This is a genomic window from Hypnocyclicus thermotrophus (assembly GCF_004365575.1).
Lineage (GTDB): Bacteria > Fusobacteriota > Fusobacteriia > Fusobacteriales > Fusobacteriaceae > Hypnocyclicus > Hypnocyclicus thermotrophus.
Window position 1 is genome coordinate 125,117 of sequence record NZ_SOBG01000004.1, and the last position, 24,593, is coordinate 149,709.

Consider the following 24,593-nt stretch of genomic DNA (forward strand, 5'->3'; position numbering starts at 1 on the left):
TCACTCACCCCTTAACTAAAATTTACCTTAAATTCTTTTACCGCACCTGTTATTTTTTCTTCTAATTCATCATCAAGTTTTTTCTTTTCTAATATCTCTGCTAATATTTCAGTATTTTTTCTTAAATGATCAAGTACTTCTTTTTCAAATCTTCTTACGTCTTCTATAGCTATATCATCAAGAAGTCCATTAGTTACCATATAAAAAGAAACAACTTGTTCCTCTACTGGATACGGAGAATATTGAGGTTGTTTTAATATTTCCATTATTCTATGTCCTCTTTCAAGTTGAGCTTTTGTAGCTTTATCAAGATCAGAACCAAATTGAGCAAATGCAAGTAATTCGGTATATTGAGCTAATTCTAATTTTACTTTAGCTGCAACTTGTTTCATAGCTTTTATTTGAGCTGATCCTCCAACCCTTGATACTGAGATACCTGCATTTATTGCTGGTCTAAATCCAGAGTTAAAAAGTTCTGATTCTAAGAATATTTGTCCATCAGTAATTGATATTACATTTGTAGGAATATACGCTGATACATCTCCAGCTTGAGTTTCAATTATTGGTAATGCAGTAATTGAACCTGCTCCTAATTTATCAGATAATTTTGCTGCTCTTTCTAATAATCTTGAATGTAAATAGAATACATCTCCAGGATATGCTTCCCTTCCAGGTGGACGTTTTAATAATAAAGACATCTCTCTGTATGCAACTGCATGTTTTGTAAGATCATCATATATTATAAGTACATGTTCACCTTTTTCCATAAAATACTCTCCCATAGCTACTCCTGAATATGGTGCTATATATTGAAGAGCTGCTGGTTCTGATGCTGTTGCTGCTACAACTATAGTATAATCCATAGCTCCAGCTGCTTCTAATCTATTTACTACTTGTGCTACAGTTGATCTTTTTTGTCCTATAGCTACATATATACATTTAACGCCTGTATTCTTTTGGTTAATAATAGTATCAATAGCAACTGCTGTTTTTCCTGTTTGTCTATCTCCTATTATTAATTCCCTTTGTCCTCTACCAATTGGGACCATTCCATCTATTGATTTAATACCTGTTTGTAATGGTTCATGTACAGGTTTTCTTGAAATTATTCCCGATGCTTTTCTTTCTATTGGAAATGTAGATGATGCTTCAATTGTACCTTTTCCATCTATTGGTTCTCCTAATGAATTTACTACTCTTCCTAATAACTCTTCTCCTACTGGTACTGATGCTATCTCTCCTGTAGTTTTTACTTCATCGCCCTCTTTTACAAGTCTTGTTTCTCCAAGGATAACTGCCCCTACATTATTTTCTTCTAGGTTTAAAACCATTCCTTTTACTCCACTTGCAAATTCCAAAAGCTCTCCAGCTTTTGCTTTACTTAGGCCGTAAATTCTAGCGATATTATCCCCAACTTCAAGAACTGAACCTGAAGTTTTTACATCAAGAGATTTTTTATAATTTTGTATTTCTGTTTTTATTATACTACTTATTTCTTCTGGCCTAATTTTCAAATTTTGCACCTCCTACCTATAATTTTTTGCATTTAGATACCATTTCTAAATGCTTCTAGTTGACTCTTAATAGATGCATCTATAATGTCGTCTCCAAGTTTTACTATCATTCCACCTAAAATAGTTGGATCAATTTTAGATGTTAATCTAACTGTTTTATTTGTTTTAGCTTCTAGTTTTTTTCTTAAATCTTCTAATTGATTTTCTAAAGGTTTTACAGCAAAGATAGCCTCTGCTTCTAATATAGAATTTTTTTCATAGTAAATTTTTAAATATTCACTTACTATTGCTCTTATATCAGCTATTCTATCTTTGTCTATTAAATAGTTTAAAATTATCAAAGTATTTTCATTAAAATCTTTTAAAATTTTCCCCATAAAATTTTTTTTGTCTTCTCTATTAACTAATGGATGTGTTATAAATGTTTTAAATTCTGTATCTTTTTCAAATAACTCCATTACTAAACTAAGTTCTTTATGAGTATCTTCTACTCTATTATTTTCTTGTGCAAGCTCATAAATAGCAGTTGCATATCTTCTTCCTACTACAGCATCTACCATTATTCTTCGCCTACCTTATTAATTGCTTCATCAATTAAATCAGCTTGAGTTTTATCAGCAATTAATTTTTCTGCTAGATCAGTGGCTATATCCCTAACATATTTTTCTATTTCTTTTCTAGCTTGTTCTCTCATTTTTATTACTTCAGCTTCACCTGATTTTATCATTTTATCTCTTTGAGCATATGTTTCTTTTAATATACTATCTTTTCTATCTTCTGCTTTTCTTTCAACAGATAAAAGTAAATCATTTGCTTCTTTTCTAGCACTTTTTAATGTTTCTTCTGCATCTTTTTTGGCTTTTTCAGATTTAGCTAAATTATTTTTAGCTTCTTCTAATTCTTTTTTTATTAACTCTTGTCTTTTATCTAAGAATTTTCCCATTGGTTTGAAAAAATATCTTTTAAAAATATATATTATTATTAAGAAGTTAATCATTTGCCAAAAAAGGGTACTATCTATAGAAACTACAGGCATATTTTCTACCATGTAATTACCTCCCCTCCTTTTAATATATGTCTAAATTTCTTATTATCCTAATTTTGATAAGAAAGGGTTTGCATATAATAAAATTAAGGCAATAACTAATGAATAGATCCCTGTTGATTCTGATATTGCTTGTCCCATTACCATTGTAGAAATTATATCTCCTCTTGCTTCTGGTTGTCTTGCTACTGATTCTACTGCTTTACCAGCTGCATAACCTTCCCCTATTCCAGGCCCAAGTCCTGCTATCATAGCTAATCCTGCTCCTAATGCTGATGCTGCTAATATTATAGTTTTTGCTGTTAACATATCCATAACTACATACCTCCTGAATTTTTATTTTTAAAATTTTATTCTGGTTGTGCATCTCCTAATGCACCTTGAATATAAACCATTGTAAGCATTGTAAACACATAACTTTGTATAGCTCCACTAAATAAATCAAAATATAAATGAAGTGGTGCTGGCACTACTGCTGGCGCCGCTTTATAAAGTAAGCCTAATATAACTGATCCTGCAAACATATTTCCGAAAAGTCTCATTGATATATTTACTGGTTTTGCTCCTTCTCCTACTATATTTAATGGTAACATTAATGGAAAAGGTTCTAATAGTCCTTTAAAATATCCTACTGGCCCACTTGTTGCAAATGCCGCACTTAAAAATGCCATTGTCGTAATTAATGCAAGTCCTACTGTTGTATTAAGATCTGCTGTTGGTGCTCTAAATAAGTAATGCAATGACCAACCTACGTCTGTTCTACTTAGCCAAGGAACTGGAAAAAATGTAATTGTATTTGATATAAATAAAAATGTTAATAACGAAGAAATATATACCAAATATTTATCTTTCCATTTTCCAAGTATTTGTCCAACTACACTATCATAAAAATGATATAGCGTTTCAAAAAATGCCTGCTTTTTACTAGGATTTTCTAAAGATAAATCTTTTGTTCCCCACCTAAAAAGTAACACTAAAAACGCCATTATTATCCATGTAGTAATAACTGTAGTTGTAACAGGAAGTATTGCACTACCATCAGCAAGTTTGTAAGCTAATGGAAAATTATGTGGTACTGGAATTCCAAATACAATACCTGGTCCTTCAACTAATGGTGGTTTTACTAGTCCAAATAGTTTCAATATTTTTCACCCTCCTTTCCATCATCAAATTTAGATTTAAACTTTTTTAAAAAATCTATAAGTAAATTTTTTAAAAGTATATTGAATTTTACATTTAATAATCCTAAACTTGCCGCTATAAAATATGAGAAATCTATTTTTAACATTAAAATCAAAAAAATAAGATATAAAACATATCTTTTGAAATAACCTAATATCGCATTTTTATAGCTACCATTTTTTGTTATCATGATATATTTCACATCTCTATAAATTAAATAAAATGTAAAAATCGAAAATACGGAACCTAAGAAAAATCCTATATATACTATTTTACTTTGAATAATAATACCATAAATTAAAATAATTAACGCTGTTATAAAAGAATTTTTTATTATTATTTTTATATCTTTATCCATAATTCTCCTAGTATTTTTATTATTTCTAACTTAGTATAGCACCATAATATTTTTCTTGTCAACTTTAATTAATGTAATTAATTGTGACACTTAACCTAAAAAGTTAAATTTCTAAATAATTATGCCTGTAATTAGTTCAAAAGTTATTCCGATAACGTACATTTTTATTTTTTTAATATCATTTTATATGCATTATAGAATGCTGCTATTACTCCTAAAATTATCAAAAAAAACATTAAAAAAATATTTTCTCCAATAAATTTTGTCAAAAGTTTATATAAAAAGAAAAATCCTATTATTGTAATAGCTATTGTAAGCCCAAGTTGAGTTAATAAACTAAAATAATATGCTATGTTTTGCCAATTTTTACTATTCATAAACATCACCATATTATATATACTTAAATTTTTAAAATTTCTTTTTTTTTGTCTTTTATTTTTTTAAAAAATAAAAAATTCTATCACCTGCAGTATTATTATTATTTATTTTTTTTATTATTTCAAAACCTTCATTTTTACATATATTATCTATTACTTTTTCTGAAAATATTTTTTTTGCATATTCTTCATCTATTCTTTCATAAATATTATCTTTTTTATGTACAAAAAAACTTGTAAAAATATAGTCTAAATCTTCTTCATTATTATATTCGTGTTGCCAAATAATAGTCATCTCTTCTCTATCATCAACAAAATAATCTTCTGGAAACATTTCATTCATAAGTTTTCTTGTAGCTGTATCAAAAATAAAAATTCCATCTTTACTTAAATGATTATATACATTTTTTATTGTCCCTCTTAACTCTTCTTCGTTAAGCAGATGATTAATTGTATCAAATATCATTATTGCTGCATCGAATTCTTCTTCTAATTTAAAATTTTTCATATCTTCTTGAATAAATTTTATATTATCATCTTTTTCTTTAGCTTTATCTAACATTCCTTTAGAAAGGTCTATTCCCACTACTGAAAATCCCAACCTTTTTAACCTTATTGATAATTCTCCTGTACCGCATCCTATATCTAATATTTTTTTTACATTATCAGAAAAATTATTTAGTATAAGTAATAACCATTCATCATATTCTAAGTATTCCATCATTTCATCATATATTTTACTAAAATTTTCATACATTTTTTTCTCCTTTAAATTTTGTTTTTTATTAATTATATCATTATAATTTTTTTATTTCTATGAATTTTAATACTTCTTTAATAAAAAAATAATAATATTTATATATCAATAAAAAGCATTAATTTTAGTTCAAAAAAATATTTAAAATTTAATATGTTTGTGCTATAATGAAAATTAAGATAAGGAAAGTTAAATTTCTTAAGGATTTAGAGGGGAGGAAGTTAATTATATTTTAATATAATTAGCACAAACTATGCTTAGAACTAGAATATTTAAAGAAATTTGTCAAAATGTTGATTTAGAAGAAAAAAAAGCTAATTTAAAAGAAAAATTAAAAAATGATCCTAATAATCTTGAATTATTAGAAAAATTAGCTGCTGTCTATTATTATCAACAAGAAGACTTTAAGGCTGTTGAAATATATAAAAAACTTGTTACTCTAGACCCAGAAAATGCTGAATATTTAGCTTTTTTAGGTTATTTATGTTATGAACTTAATGAACTTGATTTAGCTATAGATTATTTAAATGAGTCTCTTGATATTGATTCATCTGCTCCATTTGTATTTTTCATTTTAGGAAATACTTATTCTAGAGCTGGAATGATAAAACAAGCTGTTGATGCTTATGATTTTGCTATATTTTTAGATCTTGATATTTATACTGCTCATATGGATTTTGCTAAAAAATATGAAGATATGGGAAGAAAACATAATGCATTAAAAGAATATTTAGCAGCTTATGATATTGATTCTAGAGATGTTAAATTAAAAAATAAAATAAAAAATTTAAAAGAGGAATTAAATATTGTTTAATTTATCTCTTATAAATTATAGGAGAGGATTATATGTTGTTAGGTCTATTAATTTTTATTGGATTAATCCTACTGTTTGGTATGCAAAAAACTTTTTATATAACATTTTCATTAATTTTTGTTTATCTATTTTTTATGTTATTCGGAGCACTTTTTAGTTTTTTCTTACCAGTTATTGTTATTATTTTTCTTTGGAAACTTTTTATTCCAAAATCAAAGTCAAACACATATTATTACAAATTTTCCGATGAAGATTTTAATAGATATTATAACTATAAATCACATAACAATAACTATAATGGCTTTTATCAAAATAATTATAATAAAGATAAATTTTATGATATTTTAGGAATAGACAAAACTGCTTCTCAAGATGAAATTAAAAAAGCATATAGAAATTTAGCTAGACAATATCATCCAGATAAATATGCTAATGCTAGTGAAGAAGAAAAAAAAGTTGCTGAAACTAAATTTAAAGAAATAAATGAAGCTTATGAAAATTTAACAAAATAAAGTTTTTAAAATAAAAAAATAACGCTAATATTAGCGTTATTTTTTTATTATTAATAATTCTTTCGAAGTCTTATTAAGAACTTCTCCATGGTCTTTTTTTACAACTACATCATCTTCTATTCTTACTCCGCCAAAACCTTCTATATAAATTCCTGGTTCTATAGTAATAACCATTCCTTCTTTTAATATAATATCAGATTTTGAATTTACATAAGGGTATTCATGTATCTCTACACCTATTCCATGTCCAAGACCATGTCCAAATTTATTTCCGTATCCTTTTTCTGTAATGTAATCTCTAGCTATTTTATCAAGCTCACTAACTTTTATTCCTGCCTTTACAGCTTTTATTGCTTTTAATTGCGCCTCTAATACGATATTATATATCTCTTTATGTTTATCACTAATATTTTCTCCAAAATAAATTGTTCTTGTCATATCAGATACATAGCCATTATAATATGCTCCAAAATCAAATTTTATAAATCCTTCTTTTTTTATTTTTTTATCACTTGCCACACCATGTGGCATTGCTGATCTATAGTTACTAGCTACTATTGTTTCAAATGATATTGATTCTGCTCCTAGCTTTTTCATTTCATATTCTAGCTCTGTAGCTAAATATTTTTCTGTTACTCCTTCTTTTATTAAAGGTAATACTTTTGCAAAAGCTTTATCTGCTATTTCTACTGCTTTTTTTATTGTTTCTATTTCATCATCTCTTTTTATCATTCTAGCTAATTGTAGACTATTACCCAGCATTTCAAAATCCACTTCTTCTAATTTATTTTTATATTCATTAAAAATTGCTAAGCTCATTGAATTATCTTCTATTCCTAGTTTTTTTACTTTGGCATTTTTTATATATTCTACTACTTTATCACTTGCTTTTCTTTCGATTACTACTATTTCATATCCATTTTTTTCTACTTCTATTTTAGCTTGTTCTACATATCTAAAATCTGTAAAAAAGAATTTTTTTTCTTTTACAGCAAGTGCTATCCCTGTTGTTCCTGTAAATCCTGTAAAATATCTTAAACTATATTTATCAGATATTAAAATTGCATCTATGTTTTTTTCATTTAATATTTTATTTAACATATTCTCTCCTTTTTTTATTCTTATTTTCTCTCTATTATTTTTAACGTTATTTTTTTATAAATAAACATAAAATCTTAATCTAATGGATTTATATTAGGAGTTTCTGGTAATGATTTTATCATTTCTACTAATAAATTAATTTCTTCTTGTATATCTTTTAATGATGCTAATTCTACTGGCGAATGCATATATCTAATAGGTAATGACACAAGTGCTATAGGTACTCCTTTTCCTGTTAATCTTATTCTATCTGCATCTGTTCCTGTTGCTCTTGGAGTTAATTCATATTGTAAATTTATATTAAATTTATTTGCTGTTTCTTCTAAAAAATTATTTATTTTAAAATTGATTGGTGCACCTTTCGCAAGTACAGGTCCCTTATCTATTTTTATATCACCATATTTATTTGGATCAGAATCCGGATAATCTGTAGCAAATGTTACATCACAAGCTATTGCCATATCTGGATTTATTTGACTAGCAGCAAAATATGCTCCTCCCATATTTGTCTCCTCATTTACTGTACTTACTCCATACACTGCTACATTTATTTTTTCTTTTGATAATCTTTTTAATACTTCTGCTACAATAAAAGAACCTGTTTTATTATCAAGTGCTTTACTTGTTATTCTATTATTTCTAAGTAAAAGTGGTTGTGTATCATAAACTGCTAAATCACCTATTTGAACATATTTGTTTGCTTCTTGTTTATCTTCAAACCCACAATCAAGATAAATATCTTCTATTTCTAATTTTTCTTTCACTCCGCCATGATGTTCTGCATTTACACCTACTACTCCAACTATTTTTTCTCCCATATAACCATTTATTATTATTCTCATTCCTATTGCAGCTTTTACATTAATTCCACCAAGTTTCGTAAAATATATATATCCATTCTCATCTATTTTTCTTACCATAAAAGCTATCTCATCTGCATGCCCTGCTAATAATATTTTAAATTTTGCTTTTTCATTTACTATTCCATATGCATTTCCTATATTATCATATCTTACTTTTACAAATTTTTTTACATAATTTAACCATTTTTTTTGTAATTCAACTTCATAACCTGATGGTGATTCGGTTTTTAATATTTCTAATAAAAATTCTTTGTTCATATTACACCTCTTTATATAAATTTTATTTCTCCTCCACCTATAACATAATTATTATCATAAATAACTATATGCTGTCCTTTTGAATTTTGTGCATTTTTTTCATCATATTTTATAAAAACTCTACTTCCTTTTTTATATAATTCTCCTTTTACTCCATCACTTGAAAATCTTGGTTTAAAAACAAGTTTTTTACCTAATAATTCATCTATATTCACACAAAATTTATAATTTATTATTTCAATTTCTTTTAATAATAAATCTTTAAATTCTCCTAACAATATTTCATTTTTTTCAGAAATAATATCTATTATAAAATATGCATGTGGTAATTTTAAATTTAATCCTCGTCTTTGTCCTATAGTATAAAATTGATATCCCTTGTGTTTTCCTAAAACATTTCCTTCCTTATCAACAAAATTTCCTTCATTTACATCTGTTAAATTTTCTTTTAAAAATTTTATATATCCATCTTTTGCAAAACATATTCCTTGACTATCTGGCTTTTGATATATTTTAATTTGATTTTTTTTTGCTATTTCTCTTACTCTATCTTTTGTATAATCACTAAGTGGAAATAACATAATTTTTAAAATATCTTCATTTATTCTATATAACATATATGTTTGATCTTTTTTATCATTTTTACTTTTTTTTAATAAATATCTATTATATTCTTTTACATATTCTACATTTGAATAATGACCAGTAGCTATATGTTCTGCTCCTAGTTTTTTAGCTATTTCATAAAGTTTTTGTATTTTTATTTTCTCATCACATATTACACATGGCGAAGGAGTTATACCTCTATTATAGCCATCAATAAAATATTCTATTACCTCTTTTTTAAATTCATCTTTTACATCATATACAAAATGAGGTATCCCTAAATTATAACAAACTGTCTTTGCATCATATATATCATCTAAAGAACAACATGTTCCTTCTTCATTTGAATCTAAATGTTTTAATGTAACTCCTATTACTTCATACCCTTGTTGTTTTAATAGTAATGCTGCTACAGAACTATCTATACCACCACTCATTCCTACTACTACTTTCTTCAATTCTCCTCCTAATTTTTAACTTAAATATTAATAGTATACATTATTTAATTTTTACTTTTTCATTGTTTTATTTTAATTAATAGTCTTTATTTTGATAAGACGTTTTATGAAATTATATCACATTTATATAGTTTTATCTATTTATATCTTTCTCCAGAATTGTAATATATCTTTCCAATTATTTATTATAATATTTACTAATTTTTATTCAAATATTTTTTATTACTAAAATTTTTAGTATCCATATATTTTATAAAAGATTTAAGTATATTAAACTTTATTACATAATATTAATTATACCTTATATCTTAATGATACTAATAAAAAAAATAAGCTAAATCTTTATAATTTAGCTTATTTTAATAATTTTATTTTAAAGGTAGTTCCTTCTCCTTCTTGACTTCTTATATCTATAATTCCAGAATAAAGTTCTGTTATCTCTTTAACAATTGATAATCCTAATCCTGTTCCTGCTTTGTTTGTTGTTCTTGCTTTATCTATTCTATAAAATCTATCAAATATATTTTTAATCTCACCTTTTGGTATACCAATCCCATTATCACTTACATATATATTTATATAATTTTGTTCTTCTTCTACTCTAGCCCTTATTATTGGATTCTCTTTATCATTATATATAATTGCATTTTCAATAAGATTTTTTAATAAAACTTTTATTTTCTCTCTATCTATATTTAATATTGGTTCTTTTCCACGAAGTTTAAGCTCGTATTTAAAATCTACATTTTTCTTTTCTATTATATTTCCTAAAATTTCTAATATATCTTTAAATAAATTATCTATATTAGTAGGATATTTATTTAATACATTACTTGCTTCTATTTTTTGAATATTTAAAAAATCTTGTATAATATTTTCTAACTTTTCTATGTTATTTTCTGCAATATTTAAAAAATTATTTTTTATGATTTCATCATTTTCATCTCGAAGTGCTATAAGATAACCTTTTATATTTGTAAGTGGTGTTTTAAGCTCATGACTTATATTAGAAATAAACCTTTTTTCTATTTCTTTTATTTCTTTGCTTTGAGTTATATCTCTTGCAGATAAAATGTAAAGTTTTTCATTTTTTAAATATCTTCCTTTTATAAAATAATATTTTTTATAATCTGTCAAAAATATTTCTTTGCTTAATCTTTTTTTATTCTTATAGAGTTGATTTAATACTTCAATTATATCTAAATTTTCTATTTTTTCATAATACTTTAATGTATTTAAATTATTAAAAAAACTGTATTTAAACTCTCTATTATAGGCCAATATATTTTTCTCTTCATCAAACATTATAACTCCTATATCAATAAGAGATATAAGCTTATCTAATTTCACTTTTTCTTTTTTTAGTTCTTCAATATTTTTTAAATTTTTTTTCTGCCATTCTTTTATTACTTTCCAAAATTCATTAAGCTCTATATCTTCTTTTAAATACATTGATTTAGGAATATCGCCACTTTCAATTACTTCTCTTATCTCTTTTATTTTATTAATATAATATTTTTTTAATATATAATTATATACAAATATTAAAAATATATTTAATAATAAATATAAAAATACTTTTTGAAAAATTTGTTTTTGTAATGGAACAAAAATAATATTATATGGTACTGCTGCTCGTATTATTATTTCATTAGAATATAATATCGAATAGTAAATTAATGTTTTATTAAGTGTTTTACTTTTTCTTATACTAAATCCTTGTTCATTGTTTATCGCTTCTTGTACTTCTTGTCTATATTTATGAGATTCTTTGGTATTTGAATCTGTATCAAATAATACTTCTCCATTTGTTTTTATTATTGTTACTCTATTTTTAGTAAAAATCCTTATATTTTCTAAATCTTTTACTCCATTTATATCAAAATATTTTGATATACTCCATGCTGTATTCTCTAAATCTTTTTTTACAATATTAATAGTCTCTTTTTTAAAACTACTGTAATCTTTGTATAAAAAAAGTCCTTGAAAAATAAATAGTAAAATAAATATTATTAATTCTCTTCGTCTAATCGGTATCCTACTCCTTTTATAGTTTTTATATTATGAGATATAGATTTTAATTTATCTCTAATTTTACCCACATATACATCTACTGATCTATCTCCAGAGTAATAATTTGAGCTCCATACTTTATTAAGTATTTTTTCTCTAGTTAATACAATTCCTTTATTTTTTATTAAAAATAAAAGCAAGTCATATTCTTTTTTAGATAATATTATTTCTTTTCCATGTTCTGTTACTTGATATTTATTTTTATCTATTACTATATCACCATATTTTATTATAGAATCGGATATTTTCTTTCCTCTATTTAATAATTTTTTTATTCTAAGTAAAAGTTCTCTTGGATCAAATGGTTTTTTCATGTAATCATCTGCACCAATGTCTAATCCTTTTAAAACATCTTCTATCTCTGTTTTTGCTGTAAGCATTATTATATAAGGATTACCATATTTTTCAGGCATTTTCCTAATCATCTCAGTTAAATTTATTCCATCTAAATTTGGAAGCATTAAATCTAATACTATCAAATCAGGATTAAAAGTTTTTACGAGTTTTAGTCCATCTAATCCATTATCAGCTTCTTCTATTTCATAATTTTCTTTTCTTAAAAAATATGTTATTAGTGTTCTAATCTCACCATCATCTTCTATTACTAAAATTTTCATAGTTTATTCTCCCATAGTTTGATGTTTTAATACATCACCTTTTCTTATATATACATAATTTTCTGATAAATTTTGTATAATATCTGCTATTCTTTCAAATTTTTGTGCTACTACAATAACTTTACTAGCTTTAGATACAAAATTTATATCTTTTTTTACTAATTCTTCTACTGTTTTTATACAATCATCTCTAAGATCATCTATTTCATCATCTAATCCAAATACAAAATATGTATTTTCTATTTTCTTTTCTATAAATGCTAATTCAAAAGTCTTAAAAATTTTTAAAACTTTTGCAGACATATTTTCTAAAATTTCTAAAACTGTTTTATTTAACATATTTTCATCTCTTACACTTCTTTTTATAAGCTTTAATATTCCAGTATTAAGATCACTTATTCTTTCAAGATCTGTAACAATTTGAAGTACTCCAACTAAATATCTAAGATTCCCTGCTGCTGGTTGAAATCTAGCTATTGTTTCTACAATTAATTCATCTAATACAAGCTCTAAATCATCACAATCTTCTTCTAAAAGTTTTGATTCCCCATATAAAGATTTATCAAATTCACCTTTTTTTAATATAATATCTATTATCTCTAGTCCTCTAATTGATTTTTTTATCATTTCGACTGTTTTTTCATTTATTATATTAAGTGTTTGCTCTAAATTTCTCATAGTTTTTATTCTCCTTATCCTCTTATATTTTATCTCTTACTTAATAAAATATCAATTAAAATTATTTTTATTTTATACACTAAATTTTTATATAGTTTTATAACCTTACTCTATAAAATTATATATATAATTTTATATTTTTTTATCCAAATTTTCCAGTAATATAATCTTCTGTTTTTTTATTTTTAGGATTAGTGAATATTATTTCTGTTTTATCAAATTCTTCTACTTCACCTTGGTAGAAAAATCCAGTATACTCTGATATTCTTGCTGCTTGTTGCATATTATGTGTTACTATAATAATAGTATAATCTTTTTCTAACTCTCTCACAAGTTCTTCTATTTTTGATGTTGAGATAGGATCAAGTGCACTAGTTGGTTCATCCATAAGTAAAATTTCTGGTTTTACAGCAATCGCTCTAGCTATACAAAGTCTTTGTTGTTGTCCTCCTGATAAACCGAGTGCTGATTTATGTAATTTATCTTTTACTTCGTCCCATAGTGCTACTGCTTTTAAACTTGATTCTACTATTTCCATTAATTTATTTTTATTTTTTTCTCCATGTAATCTCGGTCCATATACTATATTTTCATATATTGATTTTGGAAATGGGTTTGGTCTTTGAAATACCATTCCTACTTTTTTTCTAAGGTCTACAATATCATAATCTTTATTAAATATGTTTTCTCCATCTAATAAAATTTCTCCTTCATATTTTACTCCTTCTATCAAATCATTCATTCTATTTATAGAACGAAGAAAAGTAGATTTCCCACAACCAGAAGGTCCTATAAGAGCTGTCACTTTATTTTTTTCTATATTCATATTTATATTTTTTAATGCTTGAAAACTTCCATAATAAAAACTAAAATTTTTAACCTCTAACCTTAAATTATTTTTCATTCTTCAATCCTTTCATACTAATTTTAGATAAACTATTTTTTGATTTTTATATATCTTGTTGATATTTATTTCTTAAATATATTGCTAATCCATTTGCACTAAGAAGTAATATCATAAGTACTATAATTCCTGCTGCTGCGATGTACTGAAAATCTTCTTGAGGTCTCGAAGTCCAGTTATATATTTGAATAGGCATTACTGTGAATATATCAAATATATTTTTTGGAAAAAATGGTACATAAGCAGCTGCTCCTACAACTATTAATGGTGCAGCTTCTCCTGCTGCTCTTGAAAGTGCTAATATACTTCCTGTAAGCATTCCTGGCATTGCATAAGGTAATACCACACATTTTATCATTTGCCATTTTGTCATGCCAAGTGCATAAGCTCCCTCTTTTGCTGAATTTGGTACAGCTTTTATCGCTTCTTGAGCTGATACTATAACTACTGGTAAAATAAGTAATGCCAATGTAAAAGCTCCCGATAATATACTTCTTCCAAATCCTAACATTTGAACAAATACTGATAATCCTAACATTCCATATACTATCGATGGAACACCCGCTAGGTTTGCTATATTAAGCTCTAATATTTTAAAAAACTTTGTTGTTTTATTTGCATATTCTTCTAAATAAAGTGCTGTTCCTACTCCAAGTGGAAAGGCTATAAGTGCTGTTAAAGTTATTATCCAACTAGTTCCTACAATTGCTGAAGCAAGACCTGCTTTTTTAGGAAATCTTGAAGGAAAATGTGTTAAGAAATTTAAATTTATCCAACCAAGTCCTTTTCTAAGTATATCAAACATAAGTACCACTAATATTACTACTCCAAACATAGTACATAAAAAAACTATATTCTTAAATATATTATCAATTAATTTTCTTCTTTTTACTCTATTTAGCATCTTTAATATTCCTCCCTATATCTATTTATAACTACTTTTGCAATTATATTCATTATAAATGTCATAATAAATAATAAAGCACCAACAGCAAATAAAGTTCTATATTCTATAGAACCATGAGGAATATCTCCTAAACTTACATTTACCATAAATCCTGTCATAGTTTGAATTGTTTTTAATGGATTAAAATTTAAACTAGGATTTGCTCCTGCTGCAATGGCAACTATCATCGTTTCACCAATAGCTCTTGAAATAGCTAATATAAATGATGATACTATCCCAGATAATGCTGCCGGTATTACTACTTTGGTAGATACTTCAAATGTTGTAGAACCAAGTCCATATGCACCTTCTCTCATTGCATTTGGAACTGCTCTCATTGCATCTTCACTAAGTGATGCTACCATTGGTATAGTCATTATTCCTACCGCTATTCCTGCACTAAGTGCATTAAAAATCTCTAAATTAGGAATAATTCGTCTAAATAATGGTGTAATAAATGTAAGTGCAAAAAATCCATAAACTATTGATGGAATTCCTGCTAAAATTTCTAATATAGGTTTTAATATTTTTCTTAGCTTATCGGAAGAATATTCACTTAAATATATAGCACTTCCCAATCCTATTGGAATTGATATAATTCCAGATATAATTGCTATCAATAATGAACCTACTAATAATGGTAACACTCCAAATTTTTGTGGTTTTATAACTGGACTCCATAATGTTCCTGTTAAAAATTCTTTTATTGATACTTCTTTAAAAAATACAAATGATTCTCCAAATAAAGTAAAAACTATTAAAATTGTTGTAATTATAGATATTAATGAAAATATAACTAACATATATCTAATTAATTTATCCATAAAATATGCTCTTTTTTTTACTGTATCTTTACTCAAAATAATTTCCTCCTTAAACTTCATCTATAAAAATTATACTCAGGGAATTTCTACAAAAAATACAAAAAATGGGGTTTCCCTAAAATATATATGTATTTTAGGGAAAAATTATAGCTTTATTTTAATCCTAATTTAGATAATTGCTCATCATATTTTTCTTGTGGCAATGTCACATATCCTGTTTCAGGAACTATATCCATAGCATTTTCTAAATAAAATTTTACAAAAGCTTTTACTTGTGGTTTTTCTGATAATGCTTTTTTATTTATATATATAAATAAAGGTCTTGAAAGCGGCGAGTATTCTTTTGACATTATAGTCTCATGATTTGGTTCTACTGCACCTTTTCCACTATCAATAGGGACTACTTTCATTTTATCTTTATTTTCATAGTAATAAGCAAATCCGAAAAATCCTAAAGAATTTTTTTCTCCAACTATTCCTTGTACTAATACATTATCATCTTCACTTGGTGTATAATCACTTCTAATATTTCCACTTTCACCATTTATTTCTTCTGTAAAATAATCAAATGTTCCTGAATCAGGTCCTGGACCATATAATTTAATTTCTTCTTTTGGCCATCCTTCTCTTACATCTGACCAATACTTTACATTACTTCCTGATTTCCAAATTTTTTTTAATTCTTCTACTGTTAAATAATCAACAAAATTATTATCTTTATTTACTAACACTGATAATCCATCATATGCTACTGCTATTTCTTCATATTCTATTCCATTTTCTTTTGCTATTTTTACTTCTTTATTTTTTATTGGTCTAGATGCATCACTAATATCAGTAGTTCCTACTGTAAATTTTTTAAATCCACCTCCAGAACCAGATACTCCAACAGATATTCTTACATCTCTATTTTCTGCTCTAAATTCTTCGGCCATTGCTTCTGTTATTGGATAAACAGTTGATGATCCATCTATTACTATTTCCCCTGATAATCTGTTTTTATCTTGTTTTTTGCTAAAAAATAATCCTGCATAAGCACTTGTTGAAAGTACTACTACTGCCATTACTAAAGCTAATATTTTTTTCATAAAATTCCCTCCTGAGTTTTTTTAATAAATTTATTTTTTAACTTAAGATTTCAATTTCTTTAATTTTTTAATTCCCTCTCAAGCTACAATAGTATTGTATAGTAAAGATGTAAATCAGTTATAAAGTTAATGTAAAATATTTGTAAAAAATAAAAATTATAATAAAAAATCCGCCGAAATTTATCGACGGATTTTACTTCCTATTTCTATAAATAGGATTAATTAGGTAGGTATCTGTTTATTTTTAGGGTTGTTAATAAATTTTAAATATTTTGTACTACACTTTTAAATTTTTCTATATCAAGATTTTCTTCTTCAAGTTCTTTAAAATATTTTACTGTTTTTACTTTTAATTCAGCTGTTGCATCTTCATCACATACAATTATAGCTGTTTTATGAGTTTGAAGTGCTGTAATTGTCCACATATGATTTACACTTCCTTCTACTCCTTGTTGAAGTGCCAATGCTTTATTATATCCACTTACTAATATAAGTACTTCTTTTGAATCAAGTATAGTTCCTACTCCTACTGTAAGAGCTGTTTTTGGTACTTTATCTATATCATTATCAAAAAATCTTGAGTTTGCTATTTGAGTATCTTTATTTAAAGTTTTTATTCTTGTTCTTGAAGATAATGATGAACCAGGTTCATTAAATGCTATATGGCCATCAGAACCAACTCCACCTATGAATAGGTCTATTCCTCCCAATTTTTTCATTTTTTCTTCATATTCTTCACACTCTTTTATTAAATCAGGGGCATTTCCATTTAAAATATGAATATTTTCTTTTGGTATATCTATATGATTAAAAAAGTTTTTATACATAAATGTATGATAACTTTCTGGATGTTCCTCTGGTATACCTACATATTCATCCATATTAAATGTATATACATTTTTAAATGAAATTAATCCTTCCTTATATAATTTTATTAAATTTTCATACATTTTAAGAGGTGTTCCTCCTGTAGGTAGACCTAATACAAATTTTTGTTCTTTTTTGGTTGCTTTTTTTATTTTTTTAGCCACATATAATGCTGCCCATTCACTCATTCTATCTGAAATTATTAATCTCATTTCTTCCTCCTGATTTTTATTAAAGTTTTTTTAACTATTAAAAATGAAATTATAAGTTATTCAAAACAATAATAAATTTATTAATTTTTATTTTTTACCTTTATTGTATACTATTTTCCCTTCTACAATAGTCATATCAACGTTGAATTCTTTATCAAATATAGCAAAATCACTATATTTATCTTTTTTTATACTTCCTTTTATATTATCTACTCCTATTATTTTTGCCGGATTTAAAGTAACTAAATTTATTAAATCCACAAGTGATATATCTATTTCATCATGAATATTTTTTACTGCATTATTTAATCTAAGTATGCTTCCAGCTAAAGTACCATCTTCAAGTCTTGCAGCTTTTTCATCTACATATACATCTTGTCCTCCAAGATCATATTTTCCACTTTTTAGACAAGCTGCTCTCATAGAATCCGTTATTAATACTATTTTATCTTTTGATTTTTGTTTGAAAACTATATGATAATTTGCAGGGTTTATATGTATATTATCAGCAATAATTTCGCAACTAACATCACTATTAAATGCAGCTCCTACAATTCCAGGATTTCTATGATGTAGTCCTGTCATAGCATTAAATAAATGCGTTATGTGTCTAGCACCTTTTTGTATTGCTTCCATTGCTATATTATATGTAGCATTACTATGCCCTATAGATAAAGTAATATCTTTATGACAATTACACATTTTATGTGTGAATTCAAAATTTTTATCTTTTTCAGGTGCATATGTAATTATTTTTATTATATCTGTATAATTTTCAATAAGTTTATATTCAGGATTTAATATATAATCACTAGATTGAGCACCTTTATATTTTTCGTTAATAAACGGGCCTTCAAGATGTGTACCAAGTATTTTTGCACCACTATCTATATCTATATTATTTTTTATATTTTTAAGTGCTTTTAATATATCTTCTCTAGACATAGTCATTGTAGTAGCTAAAAATCCAGTTACACCATTTTTAGCAATTGTTTTTGCAATATTTTCAAGTGATTCTCTTGTACCATCCATTACATCACTATTATTAGCACCATGTATATGAATATCTATAAATCCTGCTGATATATATTTACCATGTACATCTATTTCTTCTATATTTTTATATTTTTGTTTATAATCATTAAAAGTTAAAATATCTAATATTTTTTTATTAAATATAATTACGTGTTGCTCTAATATTTTATCTTTTAAAATGATATTTCCATTAATTAAAGCTTTCATATTTTATTCACCTTTTTTCAATGCTTTTATGACATCCTTAGCATTATATCCATTTCTTTCTAATATTTTTTTAATTTTATTTTTATCTTCATTAGTAACAATATTTACCATATCTACTACACGCTCTTTTAATTTTTTATTTATTGGTTTTACATTTATCATAAGATTACTATATACATAACCAAGTTTTATCATTACACCTGTACTGAGCATATTTAATACCATTTTTTGAGCTGTTCCCGCCTTTAATCTAGTAGAGCCCGCTATTACTTCAGGTCCTACATCAATTAAAATAGGAATATTAGATATTTCTTTCATTTTTCCATTTTTATTACAAAATATTGATAATGTTTTTGCACCTATTTGATTAGCAAATTTTATTCCTTCAATAGCATATGGAGTATTTCCACTAGCAGATACAGCAATTAATACATCTCTATTTGAAAATCCTATCTCTCTCAAATCATTTATTGCTAACTCTCTATTATCTTCTGTTTCTTCTTTCCAGTATGATATTGCTTCTCTTCCTCCAGATATCAAGGCAATTATAGTATTATCATTTATACCAAATGTTGGAGGACATTCTGATGCATCAATTACAGCTAATTTACCACTTGTTCCACTTCCTATATATACCATTCTTCCGCCATTTTTTATTATATCTGTTACTTCATTAATAGCTTTTGCAATGATATTTTTAGATTTTTCTACTTCAAAAGCTATTTTTTTATCTTCTTCATTCATCATTTCAACTATTTCAAGACTACTAGCTTTATCAATATTTATTGTTTTTTTATTTCTATCTATACTCATATTTTCTCCTATTTATGTTTTAAGATTACTTCATAACTATATTTATCAGTTCTATTAATAGTTTCTGTATATTCTATTATTTCATTATTTTCAATATAAGTTTTTCTATTAAATAACAGAGCTAATTCCCCTGATCTTATTTTTAATAAATTAGCTTCTTTTTTCTTTACTTTAATAGGATTTATTGATTGTCTTGCATAAAGCGGTTTCAATTTATATTCTCTTTCTAATATTGAGTATAGTGATTCACCTTCTAATTTTTCTTTTGTGAGATCTGGACAATATTTTAGTGGAATCCACGCGGTTTCTATTGCAAATGGTTCATTTTCTACATTTCTTATTCTTTTTATTTTTATTATTCTTTCTATCTTAGAATCTATTTTTAATTTTTCTCTTAATTCAAATGTAACATTTTCTATTTTAAATTCTAAAATTTCTGTACTTGTAGAAAAACCTTTTTCTTTCATCTCTTCAGTAAAACTTTTAAGATAAAAAAGTTCTTGTTGTTTTTTAGGTTCTGCTACAAAGGTACCTTTTCCTTTTTCTCTATAAAGTATCCCTTCATCTACAAGTGTAGAAATAGCTTTATTTACAGTCATTCTACTAACACCATATTTTTTACTCAAATCTCTTTCAGATGGAATAGTATCTCCGGGTTTCAACTCTTCATCTCTTATTACATTTTTTATATTTTCAATTATTTGATAATAAAGTGGTATTACACTATTTTTAGTTAATATTCCCATTATTACTTCCTCCTAAGTAATTCTTATTTATAAATTATAAGAGATTTTTATTAAAGGTTCAATGTAAATGTTTTAATCTGTTGAAAATTCATAAAGAGATTTTTATTTATATAAAATTATAAATAAAAAAACAACTTACTTTATAGAGAATTTTAAAGTTTCAGGAGATTAAAATTTAATCCCCTGAAATTATTTAAAAAATTTTAAACTTACATTTTTCTTATCTCTTGAGCTATAATTTCAGCTTTTGCTCCAAATATTACTTGAACTGATGTGGCACTTGGTTTCAATACTCCTTTTGCTCCTAATCTTTTTAATTCATTTTCATTAATAATATCTTGATTTTTCACTTCTAATCTAAGTCTAGTAATACATGAATCTACAGAAGTTAAATTTTCTTTTCCACCTAAAGCTTCTAATACTTTTCTTGATAAATTACTTGAAGTACCTCTTTCTTCTTCAATATCTTCCATATCATCTTCTCTACCTGGAGTAGCTAAATCAAATGCCTTTATAGTAAATACAAATATAAAATAATAAACTAATCCAAATACTAGACCAACAGGTATTAATAACCATCCTTTAGTAGCTAGATTCATATTTAAAAAGTAATCTATTGCTCCTGCTGAAAAACCAAATCCATGACGTATTCCCATTGCTGCTGTAAGTGCCATCGATATTCCTGTAAGTATTGCATGAATTAAGTAAAGACCTGGCGCTAAAAACATAAACATAAATTCAATTGGTTCTGTAACCCCTGTTAAAAATGCAGTAAATGCTACACTAAATAATACTCCTGCTACTCTTTTTTTATTTTCTTTTTTAGCAGTTGTATACATTGCTAATGCTGCTGCTGGAAGACCAAACATCATTATTGGGAAAAATCCTGTCATAAATATTCCAGCATTTGGATCTCCTGCAAAAAATCTATGTAAATCTCCATTTGCTACCACTTGTACTCCATCTTTTAAATAATCGAAACTTCCAAAAGTAAACCATGCCATAGAATTAATAATATGATGAAGTCCTGTAGGAATAAGTAATCTATTTAAAACTCCAAATGAGAATAAGCCTATTGATCCTGTTCCCATCATCCATCTAGCTACTGTATCTAATCCATTTTGAATAGAAGGCCAAACATATCCAAAAACAGCTGCTAAAACTATACATGCTAATGAAGTTATTATTGGTACAAATCTTCTTCCACCAAAGAATCCTAAAAATTCTGGAAGTTCAATTTTATGATATTTGTTGTACATATAAGCAGCTACAAGACCAGCTATAATTCCAGAGAATACTCCCATGTTAATATTTTTATTGATTGCTTGTGCTCCATTTAATATAACAAAATTTCCTACAACTCCTGCAAGCCCTGCTGCTCCTGCATTATCTTTTGCTAATCCTATCGCCACACCTATTGCAAATAGAATTGGTAAATTTTCAAATATTGCTCCACCTGCTGATGTAACAAATGGCATATTCCATAGTACTCCAAGTCTTAATAATATTGCCGCTATTGGCATAACTGCTATTGGCATCATAAGTGCTTTTCCTAATGCTTGAAATTTTGAAAATACTTTCATTTAATTCACTCCTTTTTTATTTTGATAAAGCTCTACTTTTTTAATCTTATTTTAAATATTGGTTCTAATGCATTCACTTTTCCATATTTAATATCAAATATCTCATCTATTTCATCCATAGATGAAACTACTATGGGAGAAATTATTGATTTAGCCTTATTTTTAATAAAATTCAAATCATATGCTATTAGTTTTTCTCCTTTTTTTACACTTCCTTCATCTTTTAATACAAGTTTACTAAATCCTTCTCCATTTAATTTTACAGTATCAATTCCAAAATGCACTATTAATTCTATATCACCTTTTTGGAATGATACAGCATGTTTCGTATCAAATATACTAATGTCTTCACTATCAAATGGAGCATATATAGTATCTCCATTTGGAATAATTGCAATGCCATCACCAATTATTTTTGAAGAAAAAGCATCATCAGGAACTTTTTCTAATTGAATTACTTCTCCATCAAGTGGAGAATATACTTCTACTACATTTTCTTTTTTCTTAAAAAACTTCTTAAACATTTTTTTCACTCCCAAAACTTTTTATAATTATATAGTGGTCTATACCAATTATATACCATTTATTTTTATATTTGTCAATATTTTTTAATATTTTTTGTTCGAATTTTCGTTATTTTGTTTCACTTAAACACTCTATAACCTTTATTTTTTAAGGTTATATTATATTTTATAAAAAAATCTTAACTTTATAAATTTTTAGATGATAAAATTTAAAATTTATAATTAAAATTTAAAATAAAAAAATACACATATAAATTAACCTAAAATTTATATGTGTATTTCAAAAGCGCTATATTTATTTATTTATTTTTACAAATGAAAGAAATCCTATTCCTATTAAAAATAAAAACATTATACTAAGCACTCCATATCTAGAACTACCTGTATATGTACTTACTATTCCCATTAAAAATGGACCTAGAATCGTAGCAAATTTCCCAAATATATTATAAAATCCAAAAAATTCTGTAGATTTTTCCTTTGGTATAAGTGACGCATATATTGAACGACTTATTGATTGTACTCCTCCTTGCGAAAGAGCAACTAATAATGCTAATATCCAAAACAATTTAATTTTTATATTAATACTTTCAAAATTAGGCAATTTAAATGCTAAAAATGTAATTATAATATATATTAAAATCGCAATAAAAATAAGAGTTTTTTGTGATATTTTGTCTGATAATTTTCCAAATAAAAGCGTTGCTGGAAATGCCACTATCTGTATCATGAGTATAGCTAATATGAGAGATATTACAGAAAGACCTACATCTCTTCCATATGCTGATGCCATACTAATAATCGTATTTACTCCATCAATATAAAAGAAATATGCAAATAAAAACAACATAATATTTTTATAATGTTTTATCTCTTTAAATGTTTTAAAAAACCTTTTAAAACTTTGAGTAAAAATATTTTCATTTTTATTTATTTTTACATAATAATTTTGCTTTGTATTTTTTAACATTGGTATAGAAAATAATCCCCACCATAAAAATACTATAAAAAAACTAAGCTTTGAGGCTATTGGCGAAATTATCTCTCCATCTTTTTTTAATATTATTACAAGTATAATAGTAATTATAAATGGTACAACACTACCTATATATCCCCAACTAAATCCATAAGCTGATACTTTTGCCATATTTTCTTCTCTAGATACATCAGTAAGAAATGCATCATAAAATATATTCGCTCCAGCCCATCCAACTCTTGCAATTACAAAAAATATTATACACTTTATCCATTCTCCTTGATTAATACTAATAAGAAGTAAAGTAGCTAATAATCCTAGTAATAAAAATATTGAAAAAAATCTTTTTTTATATCCTTTATAGTCAGCAAAAGTACCTAAAATAGGAGCTATTAAAGCTAAGATTAAAGAAGCAAAAGAATTCGCGTATCCCCAATTTGCTGTAGATATAGCACTATCGATACCTTTTGATACAAAATCTTTAAAAAATATAGGCATAATAGTAGTTATTAAAATAAGTGTAAACGCTGAATTTGCTACGTCATATATTACCCAGCTTTTTTCTTCTTTTGTTAATTTTGCCATGTTTCCCCCTCTTATTTTTATTTTATCAAATAATTATTTTCTACTATTATAAATATACCATATTAAATAT

General features: G+C 25.7%; 27 protein-coding genes. 2 read left to right on the forward strand and 25 right to left on the reverse strand.

Annotation, left to right across the window (positions count from 1 at the left end):
* Positions 1 to 11 precede the first annotated feature (11 nt).
* The 8 genes from atpA to EV215_RS05375 form a co-directional block, all read right to left on the reverse strand.
* The gene (gene atpA / locus EV215_RS05340) at positions 12 to 1,514 is read right to left on the reverse strand and encodes a F0F1 ATP synthase subunit alpha (protein WP_134112970.1); all 1,503 of its coding nucleotides are present in this window, start codon (positions 1,512 to 1,514) and stop codon (positions 12 to 14) included.
* Positions 1,515 to 1,546: 32 nt separating this feature from the next.
* Positions 1,547 to 2,074, reverse strand: coding sequence for an ATP synthase F1 subunit delta (gene atpH, locus EV215_RS05345; RefSeq protein ID WP_134112971.1), 528 nt, complete (start codon positions 2,072 to 2,074; stop codon positions 1,547 to 1,549).
* The gene (gene atpF, locus EV215_RS05350) at positions 2,074 to 2,562 is read right to left on the reverse strand and encodes a F0F1 ATP synthase subunit B (protein ID WP_134112972.1); all 489 of its coding nucleotides are present in this window, start codon (positions 2,560 to 2,562) and stop codon (positions 2,074 to 2,076) included. Before atpF ends, atpH begins: the two co-directional genes overlap by 1 nt.
* 42 nt (positions 2,563 to 2,604) lie before the next feature.
* Positions 2,605 to 2,874, reverse strand: coding sequence for an ATP synthase F0 subunit C (atpE, locus tag EV215_RS05355; protein ID WP_134112973.1), 270 nt, complete (start codon positions 2,872 to 2,874; stop codon positions 2,605 to 2,607).
* Positions 2,875 to 2,909: 35 nt separating this feature from the next.
* Complete coding sequence (atpB, locus tag EV215_RS05360; protein WP_243832399.1) at positions 2,910 to 3,701, reverse strand: F0F1 ATP synthase subunit A; 792 nt, start codon at positions 3,699 to 3,701, stop codon at positions 2,910 to 2,912.
* Positions 3,698 to 4,099: an ATP synthase subunit I gene (locus EV215_RS05365; RefSeq protein ID WP_134112975.1), complete on the reverse strand. Its 402-nt coding sequence runs from the start codon at positions 4,097 to 4,099 to the stop codon at positions 3,698 to 3,700. The genes atpB and EV215_RS05365 overlap by 4 nt, the downstream gene beginning before the upstream one ends.
* 164 nt (positions 4,100 to 4,263) lie before the next feature.
* Positions 4,264 to 4,476 (reverse strand): AtpZ/AtpI family protein, encoded by a 213-nt coding sequence (locus EV215_RS05370; protein ID WP_166667358.1) that lies wholly within the window; start codon positions 4,474 to 4,476, stop codon positions 4,264 to 4,266.
* A gap of 55 nt (positions 4,477 to 4,531) precedes the next feature.
* Entirely contained in the window at positions 4,532 to 5,233 is a 702-nt protein-coding gene (locus EV215_RS05375; RefSeq protein ID WP_134112977.1) for a class I SAM-dependent DNA methyltransferase, read from the reverse strand.
* 253 nt (positions 5,234 to 5,486) lie between these two features.
* Between EV215_RS05375 and EV215_RS05380 the strand changes: the two genes are divergently transcribed.
* Both EV215_RS05380 and EV215_RS10675 read left to right on the forward strand, forming a co-directional pair.
* Entirely contained in the window at positions 5,487 to 6,047 is a 561-nt protein-coding gene (locus EV215_RS05380; protein ID WP_134112978.1) for a tetratricopeptide repeat protein, read from the forward strand.
* A gap of 32 nt (positions 6,048 to 6,079) precedes the next feature.
* Entirely contained in the window at positions 6,080 to 6,559 is a 480-nt protein-coding gene (locus EV215_RS10675; protein WP_134112979.1) for a DnaJ domain-containing protein, read from the forward strand.
* 36 nt (positions 6,560 to 6,595) lie between these two features.
* On the opposite strand, the gene EV215_RS05390 is transcribed toward EV215_RS10675, so the two are convergent.
* From EV215_RS05390 to EV215_RS05470, 17 genes are all read right to left on the reverse strand, one after another.
* Entirely contained in the window at positions 6,596 to 7,660 is a 1,065-nt protein-coding gene (locus tag EV215_RS05390) for a M24 family metallopeptidase (protein WP_134112980.1), read from the reverse strand.
* A gap of 74 nt (positions 7,661 to 7,734) precedes the next feature.
* Entirely contained in the window at positions 7,735 to 8,781 is a 1,047-nt protein-coding gene (locus tag EV215_RS05395) for a M20/M25/M40 family metallo-hydrolase (RefSeq protein WP_134112981.1), read from the reverse strand.
* An 11-nt stretch (positions 8,782 to 8,792) separates the two neighbouring features.
* Positions 8,793 to 9,845: a tRNA 2-thiouridine(34) synthase MnmA gene (gene mnmA, locus EV215_RS05400; RefSeq protein WP_134112982.1), complete on the reverse strand. Its 1,053-nt coding sequence runs from the start codon at positions 9,843 to 9,845 to the stop codon at positions 8,793 to 8,795.
* Between the two features lie 354 nt (positions 9,846 to 10,199).
* Complete coding sequence (locus EV215_RS05405; RefSeq protein WP_134112983.1) at positions 10,200 to 11,297, reverse strand: sensor histidine kinase; 1,098 nt, start codon at positions 11,295 to 11,297, stop codon at positions 10,200 to 10,202.
* Between the two features lie 560 nt (positions 11,298 to 11,857).
* Positions 11,858 to 12,535 (reverse strand): response regulator transcription factor, encoded by a 678-nt coding sequence (locus EV215_RS05410; protein WP_134112984.1) that lies wholly within the window; start codon positions 12,533 to 12,535, stop codon positions 11,858 to 11,860.
* A 3-nt stretch (positions 12,536 to 12,538) separates the two neighbouring features.
* A complete protein-coding gene (locus EV215_RS05415) occupies positions 12,539 to 13,213 on the reverse strand; it encodes a phosphate signaling complex PhoU family protein (RefSeq protein ID WP_134112985.1) in 675 nt (224 codons plus the stop codon).
* 142 nt (positions 13,214 to 13,355) lie between these two features.
* A complete protein-coding gene (gene pstB / locus EV215_RS05420; RefSeq protein WP_134112986.1) occupies positions 13,356 to 14,117 on the reverse strand; it encodes a phosphate ABC transporter ATP-binding protein PstB in 762 nt (253 codons plus the stop codon).
* A 46-nt stretch (positions 14,118 to 14,163) separates the two neighbouring features.
* The gene (gene pstA, locus EV215_RS05425; protein WP_134112987.1) at positions 14,164 to 15,021 is read right to left on the reverse strand and encodes a phosphate ABC transporter permease PstA; all 858 of its coding nucleotides are present in this window, start codon (positions 15,019 to 15,021) and stop codon (positions 14,164 to 14,166) included.
* Between the two features lie 2 nt (positions 15,022 to 15,023).
* On the reverse strand, positions 15,024 to 15,923 hold the full coding sequence (pstC, locus tag EV215_RS05430; protein WP_208320347.1) for a phosphate ABC transporter permease subunit PstC: 900 nt from the start codon (positions 15,921 to 15,923) through the stop codon (positions 15,024 to 15,026).
* 116 nt (positions 15,924 to 16,039) lie between these two features.
* Entirely contained in the window at positions 16,040 to 16,975 is a 936-nt protein-coding gene (locus EV215_RS05435; RefSeq protein ID WP_134112989.1) for a PstS family phosphate ABC transporter substrate-binding protein, read from the reverse strand.
* Between the two features lie 263 nt (positions 16,976 to 17,238).
* On the reverse strand, positions 17,239 to 18,054 hold the full coding sequence (gene nagB / locus EV215_RS05440; RefSeq protein WP_134112990.1) for a glucosamine-6-phosphate deaminase: 816 nt from the start codon (positions 18,052 to 18,054) through the stop codon (positions 17,239 to 17,241).
* An 87-nt stretch (positions 18,055 to 18,141) separates the two neighbouring features.
* Entirely contained in the window at positions 18,142 to 19,296 is a 1,155-nt protein-coding gene (gene nagA / locus EV215_RS05445; protein WP_134112991.1) for an N-acetylglucosamine-6-phosphate deacetylase, read from the reverse strand.
* A gap of 3 nt (positions 19,297 to 19,299) precedes the next feature.
* A complete protein-coding gene (murQ, locus tag EV215_RS05450) occupies positions 19,300 to 20,109 on the reverse strand; it encodes an N-acetylmuramic acid 6-phosphate etherase (protein WP_134112992.1) in 810 nt (269 codons plus the stop codon).
* A gap of 8 nt (positions 20,110 to 20,117) precedes the next feature.
* Positions 20,118 to 20,855: a GntR family transcriptional regulator gene (locus tag EV215_RS05455; protein ID WP_134112993.1), complete on the reverse strand. Its 738-nt coding sequence runs from the start codon at positions 20,853 to 20,855 to the stop codon at positions 20,118 to 20,120.
* A gap of 209 nt (positions 20,856 to 21,064) precedes the next feature.
* Positions 21,065 to 22,438 (reverse strand): N-acetylglucosamine-specific PTS transporter subunit IIBC, encoded by a 1,374-nt coding sequence (gene nagE, locus EV215_RS05460; protein ID WP_134112994.1) that lies wholly within the window; start codon positions 22,436 to 22,438, stop codon positions 21,065 to 21,067.
* Positions 22,439 to 22,470: 32 nt separating this feature from the next.
* On the reverse strand, positions 22,471 to 22,962 hold the full coding sequence (locus EV215_RS05465) for a PTS sugar transporter subunit IIA (RefSeq protein ID WP_134112995.1): 492 nt from the start codon (positions 22,960 to 22,962) through the stop codon (positions 22,471 to 22,473).
* 295 nt (positions 22,963 to 23,257) lie between these two features.
* Positions 23,258 to 24,523 (reverse strand): MFS transporter, encoded by a 1,266-nt coding sequence (locus tag EV215_RS05470; protein WP_134112996.1) that lies wholly within the window; start codon positions 24,521 to 24,523, stop codon positions 23,258 to 23,260.
* Between the last annotated feature and the right edge of the window lie 70 nt (positions 24,524 to 24,593).